This is a genomic window from Desulfobacula sp., assembly GCF_030145145.1.
Classification (GTDB): domain Bacteria; phylum Desulfobacterota; class Desulfobacteria; order Desulfobacterales; family Desulfobacteraceae; genus Desulfobacula.
In genome coordinates this window covers 58,760-73,413 of the sequence record NZ_JAQYWD010000013.1, presented here as the reverse complement: position 1 = coordinate 73,413, position 14,654 = coordinate 58,760, and the positions used below count along the sequence as shown (strand labels likewise).

12 protein-coding genes are annotated in these 14,654 nt (G+C 46.4%); 1 reads left to right on the top strand and 11 read right to left on the bottom strand.

The genetic code is table 11. From position 1 onward, the window contains the following. Positions 1-8: 8 nt before the first annotated feature. The 9 genes from Q1Q15_RS09205 to Q1Q15_RS09165 form a co-directional block, all read right to left on the bottom strand. Positions 9-911: a universal stress protein gene (locus tag Q1Q15_RS09205; RefSeq protein ID WP_300458774.1), complete on the bottom strand. Its 903-nt coding sequence runs from the start codon at positions 909-911 to the stop codon at positions 9-11. Positions 912-933: 22 nt separating this feature from the next. Then, positions 934-1,740 carry an ABC transporter ATP-binding protein gene (locus Q1Q15_RS09200; protein WP_300458772.1) on the bottom strand — a complete coding sequence of 269 codons (807 nt, stop codon included), beginning with the start codon at positions 1,738-1,740 and terminating at the stop codon, positions 934-936. A gap of 125 nt (positions 1,741-1,865) precedes the next feature. Beyond that, positions 1,866-3,095 carry an ABC transporter substrate-binding protein gene (locus tag Q1Q15_RS09195; RefSeq protein ID WP_300458770.1) on the bottom strand — a complete coding sequence of 410 codons (1,230 nt, stop codon included), beginning with the start codon at positions 3,093-3,095 and terminating at the stop codon, positions 1,866-1,868. 73 nt (positions 3,096-3,168) lie between these two features. Further along, entirely contained in the window at positions 3,169-4,263 is a 1,095-nt protein-coding gene (locus Q1Q15_RS09190) for a branched-chain amino acid ABC transporter permease (protein WP_300458767.1), read from the bottom strand. Between the two features lie 3 nt (positions 4,264-4,266). Next, positions 4,267-5,160, bottom strand: coding sequence for a branched-chain amino acid ABC transporter permease (locus tag Q1Q15_RS09185; RefSeq protein ID WP_300458765.1), 894 nt, complete (start codon positions 5,158-5,160; stop codon positions 4,267-4,269). Beyond that, positions 5,160-7,085, bottom strand: a complete 1,926-nt coding sequence (locus tag Q1Q15_RS09180) for an AMP-binding protein (protein ID WP_300458762.1) — start codon at positions 7,083-7,085, stop codon at positions 5,160-5,162. Before Q1Q15_RS09180 ends, Q1Q15_RS09185 begins: the two co-directional genes overlap by 1 nt. A gap of 4 nt (positions 7,086-7,089) precedes the next feature. Beyond that, on the bottom strand, positions 7,090-7,851 hold the full coding sequence (locus tag Q1Q15_RS09175; protein ID WP_300458760.1) for an ABC transporter ATP-binding protein: 762 nt from the start codon (positions 7,849-7,851) through the stop codon (positions 7,090-7,092). A 64-nt stretch (positions 7,852-7,915) separates the two neighbouring features. Then, a complete protein-coding gene (locus Q1Q15_RS09170) occupies positions 7,916-9,421 on the bottom strand; it encodes an AMP-binding protein (RefSeq protein ID WP_300458758.1) in 1,506 nt (501 codons plus the stop codon). 134 nt (positions 9,422-9,555) lie between these two features. Next, on the bottom strand, positions 9,556-11,913 hold the full coding sequence (locus tag Q1Q15_RS09165; protein WP_300458755.1) for a PAS domain S-box protein: 2,358 nt from the start codon (positions 11,911-11,913) through the stop codon (positions 9,556-9,558). A 166-nt stretch (positions 11,914-12,079) separates the two neighbouring features. On the opposite strand from Q1Q15_RS09165, the gene Q1Q15_RS09160 reads away from it, so the two are divergent. Continuing rightward, a complete protein-coding gene (locus tag Q1Q15_RS09160) occupies positions 12,080-12,820 on the top strand; it encodes a HAMP domain-containing sensor histidine kinase (RefSeq protein WP_300458754.1) in 741 nt (246 codons plus the stop codon). A 1-nt stretch (position 12,821) separates the two neighbouring features. Here Q1Q15_RS09160 and Q1Q15_RS09155 read toward each other — a convergent pair whose 3' ends face one another. Together Q1Q15_RS09155 and Q1Q15_RS09150 are read right to left on the bottom strand one after the other, a co-directional pair. After that, entirely contained in the window at positions 12,822-13,346 is a 525-nt protein-coding gene (locus Q1Q15_RS09155) for a response regulator (protein ID WP_300458752.1), read from the bottom strand. 54 nt (positions 13,347-13,400) lie between these two features. Next, positions 13,401-14,624 carry an aminotransferase class I/II-fold pyridoxal phosphate-dependent enzyme gene (locus Q1Q15_RS09150; protein ID WP_300458750.1) on the bottom strand — a complete coding sequence of 408 codons (1,224 nt, stop codon included), beginning with the start codon at positions 14,622-14,624 and terminating at the stop codon, positions 13,401-13,403. Positions 14,625-14,654: the final 30 nt, after the last annotated feature.

The following is a 14,654-nucleotide window of genomic DNA, read 5'->3' as shown; positions in this document are numbered from 1 at the left end:
TGCGGTCCTTATCGGCCGTATTTATCATCAAAAGAGTTCCAGAAACTTCGATCCTTTTCCCGCCATCCTTTGCCAAAGGATTTATCAAAGAAGGGTTTCAGGATTCTGAACCAGGCGCCATATCCCTGTCTACCTTCTATCCGGGCTTTGATTACATCGGCAATATGGTTGACGATATTGGCCAGTTCATCCTTGGGAATATAAGAGTCCGCCCCTTTTTGAATGGATTCCTTTAAATTCCCAGGTGTCAGGGCATGGGCCGTCAGCATGAGTGCGGGAATGTCTTTTTTCCGGGCCAGTTCAAGCACATCATACCCGCTGACCCCCATGATATCCAGGATGGCCATATCATATCTATTCTTTTTAAGCAGTTTTTTAGCGTCTTCAAAACTGGCTGCTGTATCAAGAGAACACATATCCAGCAGTTCGACAACAGTTTCCAGGATATCCGGCTCATCATCCACCACCAGAATCCGTCGATCCCTTAAAAGATCTTCCGTTGTAATCTCGCTTAGTTCAAATTTGGTCGTGGTGACAGGACAGGGTGCTTTAAGGATAACATAGCGGACGGTGGAGCCGATAACCGCCTTCTGGGCCCTGGATTTTTTCTTTATTCCCAGAAAAATATGATCAATTTCATTTTCCCGGGCGAATTTAACCAGGTCCTCACCCGCTGAAAGCCCTCTGACACTTTGCTGGGCATCGCATTGGACTTTGGACGTTTCCATCAGCTGTTTGGCAAAATCAAGGTCTTCTTCGGCCTTGATAATATCAGATTGTTTCTCAGAAGCGCCCCCTTCCATTGACGTGACAATATAAACAAACGCATTGTTTGTCCGGGCATAATCCCTTGCAAGGGATAAAGCAAGTCTGCCGACTTCCCCGCCATTATATCCAACTAATATTTTCATAATGAACTCCTAAAATAACCGTCTACATCCATCGTTTGCGTCTTTTATAAGATTTCACATCTTTAAAGGATTTCCTGCGGCCGCCCTTGGTGATTCCCATATAAAATTCTTTTACATCCGGGTTGTTCTGGAGGTCTTTTGACGGACCTTCCAGAACAATCTTACCCGATTCCATGATATAGGCATAATCCGATACGGCAAGGGCGACTTTTGCATTCTGTTCAACCACCAGAATGGTGGTTTCAAGTTCTCTATTGATGGTTTGAATATTGTCAAATATTTCTTTTACAAGAAGGGGGGCCAGACCAAGGGACGGTTCATCCAGCATGAGCATTTCAGGTGATGCCATTAATGCTCTTGCGATGGCAATCATCTGCTGTTCACCACCGGAACTGTACCCGGCCATCCGGTTAGTCACCTTGGAGAGTCTGGGAAAATGTTTGTACATCAGTTCATTGTCTTCCCGTATTTTGGCGGATCCATCTTTCCGGGTAATGGACCCCACAATGATGTTTTCATTCACGGTTAAGTGTTTAAACACCCGTCTGCCTTCGGGAACCATGACTGCTCCGAGTTTTACGATATCCGTACCTGTCAGATGGGTGGTATCCCTGCCGTCGAATTTGATATACCCTTCCTTGATGGCACCGTTCTCAGGTTTTAAAAGGCCACTGATGGCCCGCAGGGTGGTGGTTTTACCCGCACCATTGGTTCCCAGCAAAGAGACGATACTGCCTTTGGGGACATTCAGACTCACCCCGCGCAATACCTGGATGATGTCATTATAGACCACCTCGATGTTGTTGACTTCAAGCAGATTCTTTTCCATACGCACTTTCTTTATTTTCGGGTTGGCCTTACCGGAAATCTTAAAACCATGTAAACCAGATTCCCGGTAAGGTACAGCTCAAGTCATGGCAGAAATTTGATTCCGCCAGGGCCGTGTAGAATCGTTTATTTAATTTTTTTCATGTATTCCGATTGAATCGGGGTGCCTATTTTTTTGAACACCCCCCCCTGGACACTGTAAATCTGGAGCATATCTACACCGGCGCGATCTGTTTTTGAATAGGTCACAGGTCCCATGGTCGTATAGGGGTGATAGGCGTTGGCACCATTCATTGCATTGAGTTCATTGTAACAATTTTCTTTGGTGACCTTTTTCCCCTTGGCCTTGACGCGTTTGATGGTTTCCGTGGTCACCTGGGCCACCATGATACCGGCGGCATAGTTATGCGAATTGGCTGCCTTGTCATCCCGACCATATAATTTGGCCAGTGCCAGCTGTTTTGTTGTCCCTTCACCCTTTTCAGAGGTCAGGTTAAAAGAGCAGGTCCAGAAATACCCTTCGCAGGCGTCGGGGGCCAGTGCAATCAGGTCGTTCCCCCCCGTGTAATGCACGCCGAGAAATGTCAGTTTTCCTTTTTCACCATAGGTTTCAGCTGTCAACCCCAACCGGGATGAATCTTTGAGCATGGTGGCTACAGGGGATTGAACAGTATGGCAGAGGACATATTGAACGTCCTTGCTCATCAGTCGTTTTAACATGGCAGAGTTGTCAAGGTCTTTTCCATGTTCCACCACTTCAATAATTTCCATGTTCAGCCCTGCGGCAACTGCTTTTTTTGCATCATCCACCGGGCCCCGGCCAAAGGCGGAGGGATGGATAAACATGGCTACTTTGGCTTTGCCGCCTTTATGATTTTTCACCACATACTCGGAAAGGGCAACCAATTGTTCTGAATAGGAGGCCACCGGCAGAAAGATATAGTTGGAATTATCTATATTGCCCGCATGGTAGGAGGCAGGAAGAACAGCAATTTTTTCTTCTTCAAAATCCCTTTTCAGTCCTAAAGTACTGCCGGTTGAATAGTTCAGATACATGACAATACCCTCATCCAGGTATTCTTCAAAGTTTCTTTTGGTGATATCGGTTTTATACTGATCATCTCTGATTGTGCAGTCAATCGTGTCTTCACCCAGGATCTTGGTTTCATTTGCAAATTTAAAATAGTCCTCAACCCCTTTTGCGTAAGGATTTCCCGCATCAGACGTCGGGCCGGTAATGGCCAGGGACAGGCCCAGTTTATAAACTTTTCCGCCTGCATTTACGGGTGCGGTAACTGCAAACATAACGATAAGAACCAATACTGCATTTAACCATAAAATGTTTTTGATTTTCATGTGCCTTCTCCTCCTTGGTTTGGGTTTATTGAGCTTTATATGCTATAAAATGAGACCGTTATCTGAAACTTTATTAATACCGGAATGGCCATAGCTTTGTATAGGATTTTGCGATTCGCCACCAGTTTGCTATCCCCCGGGGTTCAAACATTAAAAACAGGACAATCACAAGACCAAACGTAAAGGGTTTCAATGCTGTGGCCAGATTCATACTCGAGGGCAGGTATTGTCCTGCGATTTCAGCCAGGTGCTCCACCTGGAGGTCCAGGAATTTGATGGCCACCGGGCCCCAGAAGGAGCCGTTCAAGGTGCCCAACCCACCGACAATGGCCATGGCCAGATAGGATACGGATTCATGAAGGGTAAAGGATTCAAACCCGACCCCCCGGTACAGGTAGGCATGCAAAGCACCGGCCACCCCGGCAAAAAAACCGGCCAGGGCAAAGGCATAGACTTTTGTGAGTCCGGGATTCATTCCCATGGCATCGGCAGCCCGGTCATTATCTCTGACCGCCACAAGGCATCGGCCATAACGGGTTTTCAAAAGGTTCCGGACCCCAAACCCCAGCAGGACCACTACCACGAGAATGATATAATACCAGAAAAAGTAATGATCTGTTCGTCCCACCTTTCCGGTCAGCCAGAAGACACGACCAACGTGGATGGTCTGGCCCTGGTTAAAAAAGCTCATAAAATTAATGACCCACTGGAAAATCATTTGAAACGACAGGGTGGCAATGGCCAGGTACAAATGTTTGAGCCGTAATGCCGGCAGCCCCACAAGGGCACCAAAGCCGGCACCGACAAGCCCACTGATAACAATCAACACGGGCCAGAAATGGGTCACAATGATATGGGAATCCCCCATGGTCCTGCAAAAAGAGGCCACAGTGTATGCACCAATGCCGACAAATGCTGCATGGCCGATGGAAATGAGGCCTGCAAACCCGGTCACCAGGTTCAGTCCCATGACGGCCACAATGGCGACGAGAATATTATCCACAACAAGCATATATTTGTTGCTCAGCGGAAACAACAGCGGCCAGACAAATAAAAGTAACAGAAAAAAGCTGAACACGGACCGGTCAAGACTGGTAAAAAAGGTTTTTTGTTCCTGTTGATAGGTTGTGTGAAAATTACCCGTTGCTAACCATGAATTTGCTGACATAGGCTACACCCGCTCAATTTCATGAACTCCAAATAAACCGTGGGGTTTAAATAGAAGAATGATTAATAAAATAATATACGGCATGACATCGCCGGTACCGTTTAAACCGAAATTACCATCCAGGTAACCGCTGGCAAACTGCTGGATCAATCCCATGATGATACCGGCCACAACTGCCCCTAAAATGGAATCCAGCCCCCCCAGGATCACCACCGGAAAAACAATAATGCCAAAAGCCTGGAGGGTTTCAAAGTTTAACCCGGTGATATTGCCGATAATACAGCCTGCTGCAGCGGCGGATAGTCCGGCCGTTGCCCAGGCGAGGCCAAAAACCCTGGGGACGGAGATCCCCACAGACATGGCACCGAATTGGTCATCGGACACTGCCCTCATGGAGATGCCAATGGTGGATTTTTTAAAAAACCATGAAAATGCACCAATGAGGATAAAGGTGATGATGACCCCCACCAGCTGGGTCCATGAAATGGAAACACCGCCTAAGCTCAGGGGGGTCTGGGGAAGAAAATGTGGAAAGGAAAAATTTTCAGTGCCAAAGGGGGTGATAAAGATCAAACCGTCAATAATGGAGGCCAGTCCGATGGTCACCATGATGACGGATATGATGGGCTCACCGATGAGGCGGCGTAGAAAAATCCTTTCAACACTCATGGCCAGAAAAAACGTGATGATCATGCTGGCCAGAAAAGAAAAGAGAATGGGTACGCCAACATTTACCGTTAGAAAAAAGGTGATAAATGCACCGGCTGCAATAATCTGCCCATGGGCAAAATTTGCAACCCGGCTGGATTTATAGACCAGTACCAATCCCAATGCCGCTAGTGCATAAATGGAGCCGACCACAATACCACTGACTACAATTTGAAAAAAATAACTCATCAGACTCCTTTCACCGTGTAAAATGCAATGCTTGTTTTCACTTTTGTTGACTGTCCGTCCTGATACTGGAAGGATGCCTCCACTTCTTTGTTATCAACAGATTCATCATAAAGAGCATCATACAGGTTCTGGTATCGTTCCTTTACAAATTTGCGACGAATCTTACCGGTTTTGGTCAACTCTCCGTCATCCACATCCAACAGCTTATAGAGCAGGGCAAACCGCTTGATTTTAAAATGCGCCTTTTCAGCCCGGGAATTGACATCCAGCACCTGTTCCATTATCAACTCAGCCACTTCGGGTTTGCCGGAAAGATCCATATACGTGGAAAAGGAAATCCCTCTGTCTTCTGCCCATTTGCCCATGACAATGGGGTCGATATTGATCAGACACGCCACAAACTCCCGCTGATCACCATAAATCACTGCCTCTTTTATATAGGGACTGAATTTAAGCGCATTTTCCAGGAACATGGGCGAGAACATTTCCCCTTTATGATTGTGCATGACATCTGACAATCGGTCAATGACCACCAGATGGCCGTGTTCATCTATAAACCCGGCATCCCCCGAGTGCAGCCATCCACCGTCAAGCAATTCTTCAGATTTTTCCGGTAAATCATAATACCCGGGTGACACAGAGGCGGATTTTGACAGGATTTCCCCGTCTTCGGCAATCTTGCATTCGGTTCCGGGTAAGGGTTTTCCAACGGTTTCGGGCCGGACATCCCCATCCCGGTGCATATAGGCAATCCCGGTGATTTCGGTCTGTCCGTAGATTTGTTTCAGATTCACACCGATGGCCTGGTAAAAGGTGAACAGTTCAGGGCCCAGGGCTGCACCGCCCGTATAGGCCCGCCGCAGACGTAACAGACCGATCTGGTTGACAAGGGGGCGGAAAATAAACTGTGTGCCAAACCAGGATTTGATTTTTAACCCCAGGGACATGGATTTGCCGGTCATCCGGTAACTGGCTGCTTTAAGACCGACAGCAATAAAATAATGGTAAAAAAGTTTGTTCAACCAATAGGACTGGTCAATTTTCAGCCAGATTTCAGACCGGATGGTTTCATAAATCCGGGGGGCGCCAAACATGAAATGGGGTCCGATTTCCTTTAGATCTGCCATGGCGGTTTCAACAGATTCAGGAAAATTGATGGTGATTCCCGTTGCCATGGCAACGCCAAACGAGTTCATCTGCTCGCCAATCCAGGCAAAGGGCAGAAAAGAGACATATTCATCTGTGGGTTCCAGGGGGTCTACCTCGGTGATTCTCACCCCCATGTTGATATAATTTCTATGGGTCATGATGGTGCCCTTGGGAAGTCCTGTGGTTCCCGAGGTCAGGCACAGGTGGCAGGCATCATCCGGTTTGCCCTGGTCCACAAGGGCTTCAAACAGATCAGGGGCCGCTGTATGCGCTTGCTCACCCAATTGATAGAGATCCTTGATATCAATGAACCAGTCATCTGACAGATAGGCTCGCATGCCTCTTGGATCTTCAAAAATGACTTTTTTCACATTGGGGATCTGGTCTCTGACATCCAGGACTTTATCCACCTGTTCCTGGTTGTCACAAAAGACCGCGGTCACTTTCAGGTATTGAAGAATCTGGGCAATTTCAGCGGGCATACTGGTTTGATAGATGCCTGCTGAAATGGCCCCAATGGCGTGGGCTCCAATGGCTGTAAACAACAGTTCGGGAATATTATCACTGATGATGGCAATGGTTTCCCCTTTTTTCAGACCAATGGCTTTGAGACCCAGTGCTGTTTTCCTGACAAACGTATAGTAATCTTTCCAGGTATACGTATTCCAGATCCCAAAATCTTTTTCCCTTAACGCCGGACTTTCGGGTGTTCTGTTAACCCGCCAGCGAAGCAATTGGGGGATAGAGAAGTCAACTAGGTGATCATTTCTGCTCATGGATTTACTCCTCCCCTATATAGGCTTCGATGACTTTTGGGTTTTGGGAAACCTCTTCCGGAGACCCTGATCCAATCACCTCACCAAAATCAAGAACATAGATCCGGTCTGAAATGTCCATGACAACGCCAAGATCATGCTCCACCAATACCACCGTTATGTTGCGCTCTTTTTGAATATCCATGATAAACCGGACAATATCCTCTTTTTCTTCCTGGTTCATTCCGGCCATGGGTTCGTCCAGCAGCAGGATATCAGGGGCTAAGGTTAATGCCCGGGCCACCTCGACTTTTTTCTGAACACCGTAACTTAAGTTACCCACAAGGCTTTTCCTATGGGCTTCCAGTTCCATAAAATCAATGATGCCTTCCACAAAAGATCGGTTTTCAGATTCAACCCGGGAGGCTTTCCCATAGAAAAGTACCGCTTGCAGAAAGCTGTACTTCAAATTCTGGTGCCGGGCCAACAGCAGATTGTCCAGAACAGAAAGACCGGAAAAAAGCTCAAGGTTTTGAAATGCCCTTGCAATCCCCATGTTGGATATCTGGTGCGGAGACGCATGGGTCAGTTTTTTTTCCTTGTAAAAAATATCTCCCTGGGTCGGGTGATAAAATCCTGAGACGCAATTGAGCATACTGGTTTTGCCTGCACCGTTGGGTCCGATAATGGAAGTGATCAGACCCGGTTCAATAGTCATGTCGACATTTGAAAGTGCTTTTAGTCCACCAAAAGAGAGTGTAACATCTGAAATGTTTAAATGTGCCATATAAAATCCAAATTCATAAGTCAGCGTAAAGAAACCTTAGCATCCCAAAACAAGTGAAACGGTTTCAGGTATGGTCCGCTTTGATTTTATTACGGTCAATTGTGCCATCGTCTGCCTTGGGCAGCTCGGTGATGAAGTCAACATATCTTGGTTTTTTATACCCGGCAATATGGGATCCGCAGAACCGGATCAGTTCTTCCTTTGTCAGCTGGCAGCCGGGATTTAGAGAACACACGGCTTTAATGCCTTCCCCAAACTTGGGATCCGGAACACCAAAGACACAAACCTCTTTGACGGCATCATGTTCAAGAATCGTTCGTTCCACTTCAGCAGGAAATACATTTTCTCCGCCCGGTTTGATCAGGTCTCGTTCTGCTTTTCGACCTTTAAAAAACAAGAATCCGTCCGCATCTACCTGGCCGAGGTCTCCGGTATGGTGCCACCCCCCCCTGAAGGTGTGGGCATTCAGGTCATCAGCATGCCAATATCCCTGGAAAACAAGGGGCCCTCTGACAAGGATTTCCCCGGTTTCCCCAACGGCTAAAATCGTGTCGCGGTCATCTGCAATTTTTATATTGGCAAGGGGAGAGATAACCCCTGCTGAACCCGGTTTCGTAAAGTATTCGGTAAAGGTGATCAGGCCGGATGTTTCGGTCTGCCCGTACATGGTCCAGAACTTGGAATGGGTAATGGCTTCCCATTCTTTTGCGGTATCCGGCAGTTCAAGCCCGGCAGCAATTTCAAGGCTTGACAGGTCAAAGTCACCGTCTTTCATGGCATCGATAAGGTTGGTTAATATGGGGGGAAAGGAACCAAAAAGGGTGACGTTTTGTTCGTGGATAAGGGCCAGGGTTGTGGCGGGGATAAATTTGTCCTGTATGATATTTTTACCACCGGCCTGAAGCATCCCCAATCCCAGATTAATTCCCATAATGTGAAATAATGGCAAAATGTTTAAATAGGTTTTGGTGTCATCAAGGCCGTATGCATGGATGATTTGCTGGTTGGCTAAAATGATATTTTCCTGTCCGAGAACAGCGCCTCTTGGCTTACCGTGTACGGCTGCCGTATGGATAATCACAAACGGGTCTGCAGGACGGCAGGGGACTGGATCGGAAATCGGTGTGCCGGCATATAAATTCAGAAACCGGGGGTCTGTTGGGTCATCAACCCCATAACACTGTTCGAGACAGGCAAATGATGTGGCCAGTGTTTTGGCCTGGTTCGCCATTTCTTTGTCGTAAAAAAGGACAGACGGTGTGGTATCGGCTATAATATAGGATAGTTCATCCTGGCTTAACCGCCTGTTGATGAGAACCAGTGCAAGGTTGAGTGCAGATGCCGCACCGAACAAATGAAAGAAGGCAGGATGGTTTTTACACAGAACAGCGATCCTGCTGCCAGGAGCCAGGTTCAGGGCTTTAATTCCCGCGGCAAGTTTGGCTGTCTGCAAAAAAAGATCGGAATAGGTGATATCCGTGCCTTCCCAGTGAATAGCACAGGATGGGCCATGGTAGAGAGCATTTTTTTCATAGATATCGAAAAAGGTCAGGCTGTGAAGACTGTTCATGAAGCATCACTCCTCAAAAAAAGAATAAAACATAAAAAATTCAATTCACTTTTTTTACAATCATCACCGGAACTCAATTTCTATTAAGCTTTGACAAACCAAACGAGCGCTCAGTCTTAATCTGTCTCTAGTAATTAGTTAATTTGGTCAGGTTTGTCAAAGACTTTTTCATATTTTTTCCCCAAAGGGAAGAATATCGTAAAAATTGAGTATCCTGAATCCAGACAATCTGCCTGGGTATGGCAAAATCGGCACTGGTTAATATCCCCGGGGCAGGTTGCGTCCTGGTTCTCCAAAAGGAAGCGGCATCGCTGGGATTCCATTTCCAGTGTATACCCCAGACGGTCTGAAAAAATCTTCATCCGCAGCAGATCCGCCCCTTTTCCCCCGGCATTAAAGGCAAAAGGTGTTTTGGTGGAATACAGCAGGGTCTCCTGGGTGGTAAAAAATCCTTCAAAGATTCTTTTTTGTGCATCCGCTTCAATGCCGACGCCAAAGTCATGGATACAAAATAGAACTCCAGACTCTTTTGTTTCAATGGAAATATGAATTTCGCCGTTGTCCGGGGTATTTTCAATGGCGTTTTTCACCAGCCCGCCCATCATTTTACCCAGAATTTCCCCGGGCAGCACCAGTGTCGGCAAATGCGGTTCCATAGACATTTTAATGTGAATTGATCTGAACTCAAATTCAGGCTCAAGGGACGTGTAGAGTTGCCTGAAATAGTCAGAAACGTCAATGGGACTATAACGAATGGCCCTGGGACCGAATTTTTCATCGATCAATTGCGTAATGGCGGTTTCAAGATGGTCTGCTGCCAGGTTTTCCTGGATGAGGGTTTCAAGTTCGTCCTGGCAGACCTCAAACATTTTCAATAAAAGCGTTTGGGCCGAATAGGTTTTATCTTCCATGATATCGGCCACTTCATTCTGGATATCAACAATCCGGTTCAGATTTCTTTCAATCCTGCTCAGTGTGGTATCGACCTTTATGCCGGTTACAGATTCAAGTTTTTTCTTTAAGATCTGTAGAGAACCGGTAAGGATGGCAACCGGTGTCTTCAACTCATGGGAGAGGTGGTCGATGGCTTTTCCTTTGGCCCGGTTCATGGAGGCCACGTCTCGGTAAGCCTCCCTGACAGCTTCGGAAAATCGCGCATTTTCGATGGAGATGGCACATGTCCCCGCGATCATTGTCATCAGTTCCATATCATTATAATCAAACCGGTTCTGTTTTTTGTTAATGGCACACAGAACGCCGATAATTCTGTCCTCACTTTTTATGGGCACTTCCAGGAGACTTTTTGTTTTGTATCCCAGTTTTTCATCCCGGCCAGGGAAATTTTTGGGCGATGTTTCAACATCATTCACCAGGGCATATTCACCGGTTTTAATAATTTCACCGGCCAGGAGGGAATCCACTGGAAACCGGATGGTTTTGGCTATTTTTTCGGTATCTGAATTATCATAAGCTGCACCCGTGAAAAATAATTCTTCCTTGATTTCATCGTATAGCAGTACCACGGCCCCTTCCGTGTTTAACAGTTCTTTAACCTCTTTTGAAATATAATTCATCAGATCTTCAAGCTCAGGATATTCCGGCAAGACGGCACTGATTCTCATGATGGTTTTGTTGTTGGCTTCCAGCCGTTTCTCTTCGGTAATGTCCCTTAAGATCACAAAGGTTTCCGTTGAACCGGTTCCAAACCTTGATTGGGAGGCCGCCCAGAGGATGACGTCCAGAAGTTTACCCTCCCGTGTCAGTCGCTGTGTCTCATAACGGGTAAGGGACTTTTCCCGCTTGAATTTATTGAGCATGTCATGGGTTTTCGCTTCAAGTGCTTCGGGTACAAACGGGACGGGTTTGCCTTTGAGTTCTTCAAGGGACCAGCCAAATGTCTTTGAAAAAGAAGGATTTGCATAAGAGACCAATCCTTTGTCATCGTATACCACAATGGGATAGGGAATAAATTCAAGAATCTCCCGATAGATACGGTACAGTTCAGTGGTCGCTCTTTCGGCAATCTTTTCCTCGGTGACATCTTGAAGGGTTTCAACCGCACCGGCCATATGACCCAGCGCATCCGTATAGGTGGATGCTGTAAAGAAAAGCCATTTTCCCTGTTCGGTCAGGTCCTGGAAAAAGTCGGTGGCGGCAAATCTTTCTTTGTCTTTGGCGGATCGCTTGTATTTTTGACCATAATGCTCAACAATCTGGGCATCGGAAGACCGGTCAATGATCAGGTCTGCCATAACCGGCCGTTGGGTCGAATAAAACGCCTTCCACTGGTCTTTTGTACCGATCATGTCCTGGGCGGAGAGTCCTGACAGTGCTTCAAGGGCCTGATTAAAATGGGTGATGGTATGGGTTTTATCGACAACAAACAGGGGAATGGGGGCTTTAAAGATAATATTATTCAGCTCTTTATTCTGGGCTTCTAATTTTTTTATCTTGTTTTCAAGTGCAAGAATATCATCTTCATTGTTTTTCATAAATAAATCCCAAAAGGCTTTACAAGATTATTTGATACCCGTATAACAAAATTATTTCAAAGCGTATAAATGTTCTTTGTTAAAGTGCAGTGAATGTGTCACAATCGGCTACAATATATAAAATCATTGATTGAAATTGCAAGGATTTTAAGGGTTAAAGAAAAAAATGTCAGATACCACTATCAAAACAGAGATTCTTATTCATGATCTAAAGGTTCCCATATCCGTCATTGATGCGGGTGCAAAGTCGCTGTTAAATCGACAGGAGTCCTATGGCCCTTTGACAGAGAAGCAGGTTAAAGTTCTCAAACGAATTATCAGAAACACACTGACCACCCAACGACTGGTCAATGATGTGCTGGAATTGGGAAGATCCCGGGAAGGGGTCATGATCCTTTCTGATTTTCCCATTTCATCGCTTGTCACCGGTGTGTTGATGGAAATTTTTGATTTTGTCGACCCCGATGTGGCAGAGGTGATTCGAAAAGCGCGAGACTATGGGGAGCTCGAACAGGCGATTCAACCGAATAACACCCGATTGTCTTTTGATCCTAGCGTCTGGAAAGCCAAGGTTCGCCTGGATGAGGTCAAGGTGAGACAGATTTTGAGAAATCTTGTGATCAATGCCTTTAAGCATCGCGCTTCTGTTGTGGACATTTCCGGTCGTATTGTGGAAAAACAGCTGATTTTAAATGTGAGCAATGATGGCAGGGGTATCCCCCTGGCAGATCACCAAAGAATTTTTGAAACTTATTTTACCCGGGGATCTTCCATTGAGAGTGCCATTAGAAGCCATGGGCTCGGGCTTGCCGGGGTAATGGTATTGTTAAAAGATATGGGAGGGGTACTTAAATTGAATTCCGATGATGGAAAAGGGGCTGAATTTATCGTGACAATTCCCTTGTAGACTATTCCATTTTTTGAATGTCCTCCCTTGAGGAAATCTGGCGTTCATCAAATTCATCCCAGAAGTCCCTGTCTTTTTTCCGCCAGTCTTCACCAAATAGTTTATCAAACACGGGTTTGAGTAAGGAAAACCATTTAAAATGGGCTTTTTTCCCTTCTTTTCTGGCCGTCAATATGTCGGCAATATACAGCGAGATATCAACGAGTTTGTCTTTGGGGACATAGGCATCTGCCCCCTGATCAATGGACTGCTTTAAGTTATCCGGGGTGAGGGCATGGGCTGTCAGCATCAGGCTGGGGATATCAAGTTTGTTGGTGATTTTCAAAAGATCATAGCCTTTAACCCCCATGATGTCTAATACCGCAACATCATAGGCATTGTTTTTTAAAAGGACAATGGCCTCTTCAAAGGTCGCTGCGGTATCCACCGAACACATGTACAACAACTCTTCAAGGGTTTCCAGAATATCTGTTTCATCATCCACCACAAGCACTTTTTTGTTTTCAAGAATGTTCTGATTGTTCATTCAGTCTCCTGTTTAATTTTTTCAGGCAAATGGGGAAATCCGTTATGTTTGATGTCATTCAAAATTGTTTAAACAGTCAATAACATAGGCTATATCGGCAGCCGTATGACAGGCATTTATTTGACATCTGATGGTTTCATCCCCCCGGGGCACCACGGGAAACGTCAATCCCACCACCAGAATCCCCTGATCGAACAAATAGGCCACAAGTTCATGGGTTTTCTGGGTGTCTCTCACCAGTACCGGTACAACGGGGTGGGGGCCTGGGATGGACTCTTTCCCAAGCCGTTCAAGCCCCTGCCGGAATTGCAGGGTCCTTTCTTTCAAGTTTTTCAGCAGGCTGAGACCCGTGTCACTGTCACAGATATCAATGGCTTTTATGGCTGCGGCACAGTCTGCAACACTTAACGGATTGGTATAAATATAGGTATCCGCCGTTTGCCGGACAGATTCGATAAGGGTCGGGCTGCCGGCAATAAATCCCCCGTTGACACCAAAGGCTTTTCCAAAGGTCCCGATGATAATATCGGGTGAAGCGCCACAAAAATCAGAGGTGCCCCGGCCGGTATCCCCATAGGCACCGATTCCATGGGAATCATCCACAACCGTGATAACCCCGTCTTTGAATTTTGAATCGTAGTCCTGGCAGAGGGCATTGATTTTATCGATGGGGGCATAATCCCCCCGCATGCTGAAAATACCGTCAAAGATAACGATGACACGTTCCATGTCCGGGCGGACCTCCTCCAGGCAGCGTTTCAGGTCCGTCATGTCATTGTGTTTGAAAATACCCTTGTTCGCCCTGGGGATATTGCTGATTCTCATGGCCCGGATAATGCTGTTATGGTTCAACTGATCCCCGATCCAATGGGTTTTCTTGTGGGAAAGACTCAGGGCGAGCCCGCAGTTTGCGGTGTAGGCAGAGTTGAAGATTTTAGCGGAGGGCTTTCCTACAAATGCGGCCACTCTTCGTTCCAGGCCGGCATGATACGTAAAGGTGCCATCTATGAACCGGACAGCCCCCGGGCCAACGCCAAATTCATGGGTTGCCTTGTCTGCGGCAGCCATCAATTCAGGGTGATGGGAAAGGGACAGATAAGAATTGGAGTTCAGCCGGATAAACTCATGATCATTTCCGACCAATGTATATCGAGGGCCATATTCCTCTTTGGGCGGAATATAGTGGTCAATAATTCTTTCAGGGGGTTTGGCTCGTCCTTCCTGCTTTAATAGGTCTAATTCCTGCATCAGGGAATGATCAAGTTTAACGGTGCTCATTCTGTATACCTCCGAAAAAAGGTGACAATA

Excerpts from the sequence above, each read along its gene's own strand:
- Q1Q15_RS09205 (WP_300458774.1), bottom strand. The coding sequence starts at position 911 with ATGAAAATATTAGTTGGATATAATGGCGGGGAAGTCGGCAGACTTGCT.
- Q1Q15_RS09200 (WP_300458772.1), bottom strand. The coding sequence starts at position 1,740 with ATGGAAAAGAATCTGCTTGAAGTCAACAACATCGAGGTGGTCTATAAT.
- Q1Q15_RS09195 (WP_300458770.1), bottom strand. The coding sequence starts at position 3,095 with ATGAAAATCAAAAACATTTTATGGTTAAATGCAGTATTGGTTCTTATC.
- Q1Q15_RS09190 (WP_300458767.1), bottom strand. The coding sequence starts at position 4,263 with ATGTCAGCAAATTCATGGTTAGCAACGGGTAATTTTCACACAACCTAT.
- Q1Q15_RS09185 (WP_300458765.1), bottom strand. The coding sequence starts at position 5,160 with ATGAGTTATTTTTTTCAAATTGTAGTCAGTGGTATTGTGGTCGGCTCC.
- Q1Q15_RS09180 (WP_300458762.1), bottom strand. The coding sequence starts at position 7,085 with ATGAGCAGAAATGATCACCTAGTTGACTTCTCTATCCCCCAATTGCTT.
- Q1Q15_RS09175 (WP_300458760.1), bottom strand. The coding sequence starts at position 7,851 with ATGGCACATTTAAACATTTCAGATGTTACACTCTCTTTTGGTGGACTA.
- Q1Q15_RS09170 (WP_300458758.1), bottom strand. The coding sequence starts at position 9,421 with ATGAACAGTCTTCACAGCCTGACCTTTTTCGATATCTATGAAAAAAAT.
- Q1Q15_RS09165 (WP_300458755.1), bottom strand. The coding sequence starts at position 11,913 with ATGAAAAACAATGAAGATGATATTCTTGCACTTGAAAACAAGATAAAA.
- Q1Q15_RS09160 (WP_300458754.1), top strand. The coding sequence starts at position 12,080 with ATGTCAGATACCACTATCAAAACAGAGATTCTTATTCATGATCTAAAG.
- Q1Q15_RS09155 (WP_300458752.1), bottom strand. The coding sequence starts at position 13,346 with ATGAACAATCAGAACATTCTTGAAAACAAAAAAGTGCTTGTGGTGGAT.
- Q1Q15_RS09150 (WP_300458750.1), bottom strand. The coding sequence starts at position 14,624 with ATGAGCACCGTTAAACTTGATCATTCCCTGATGCAGGAATTAGACCTA.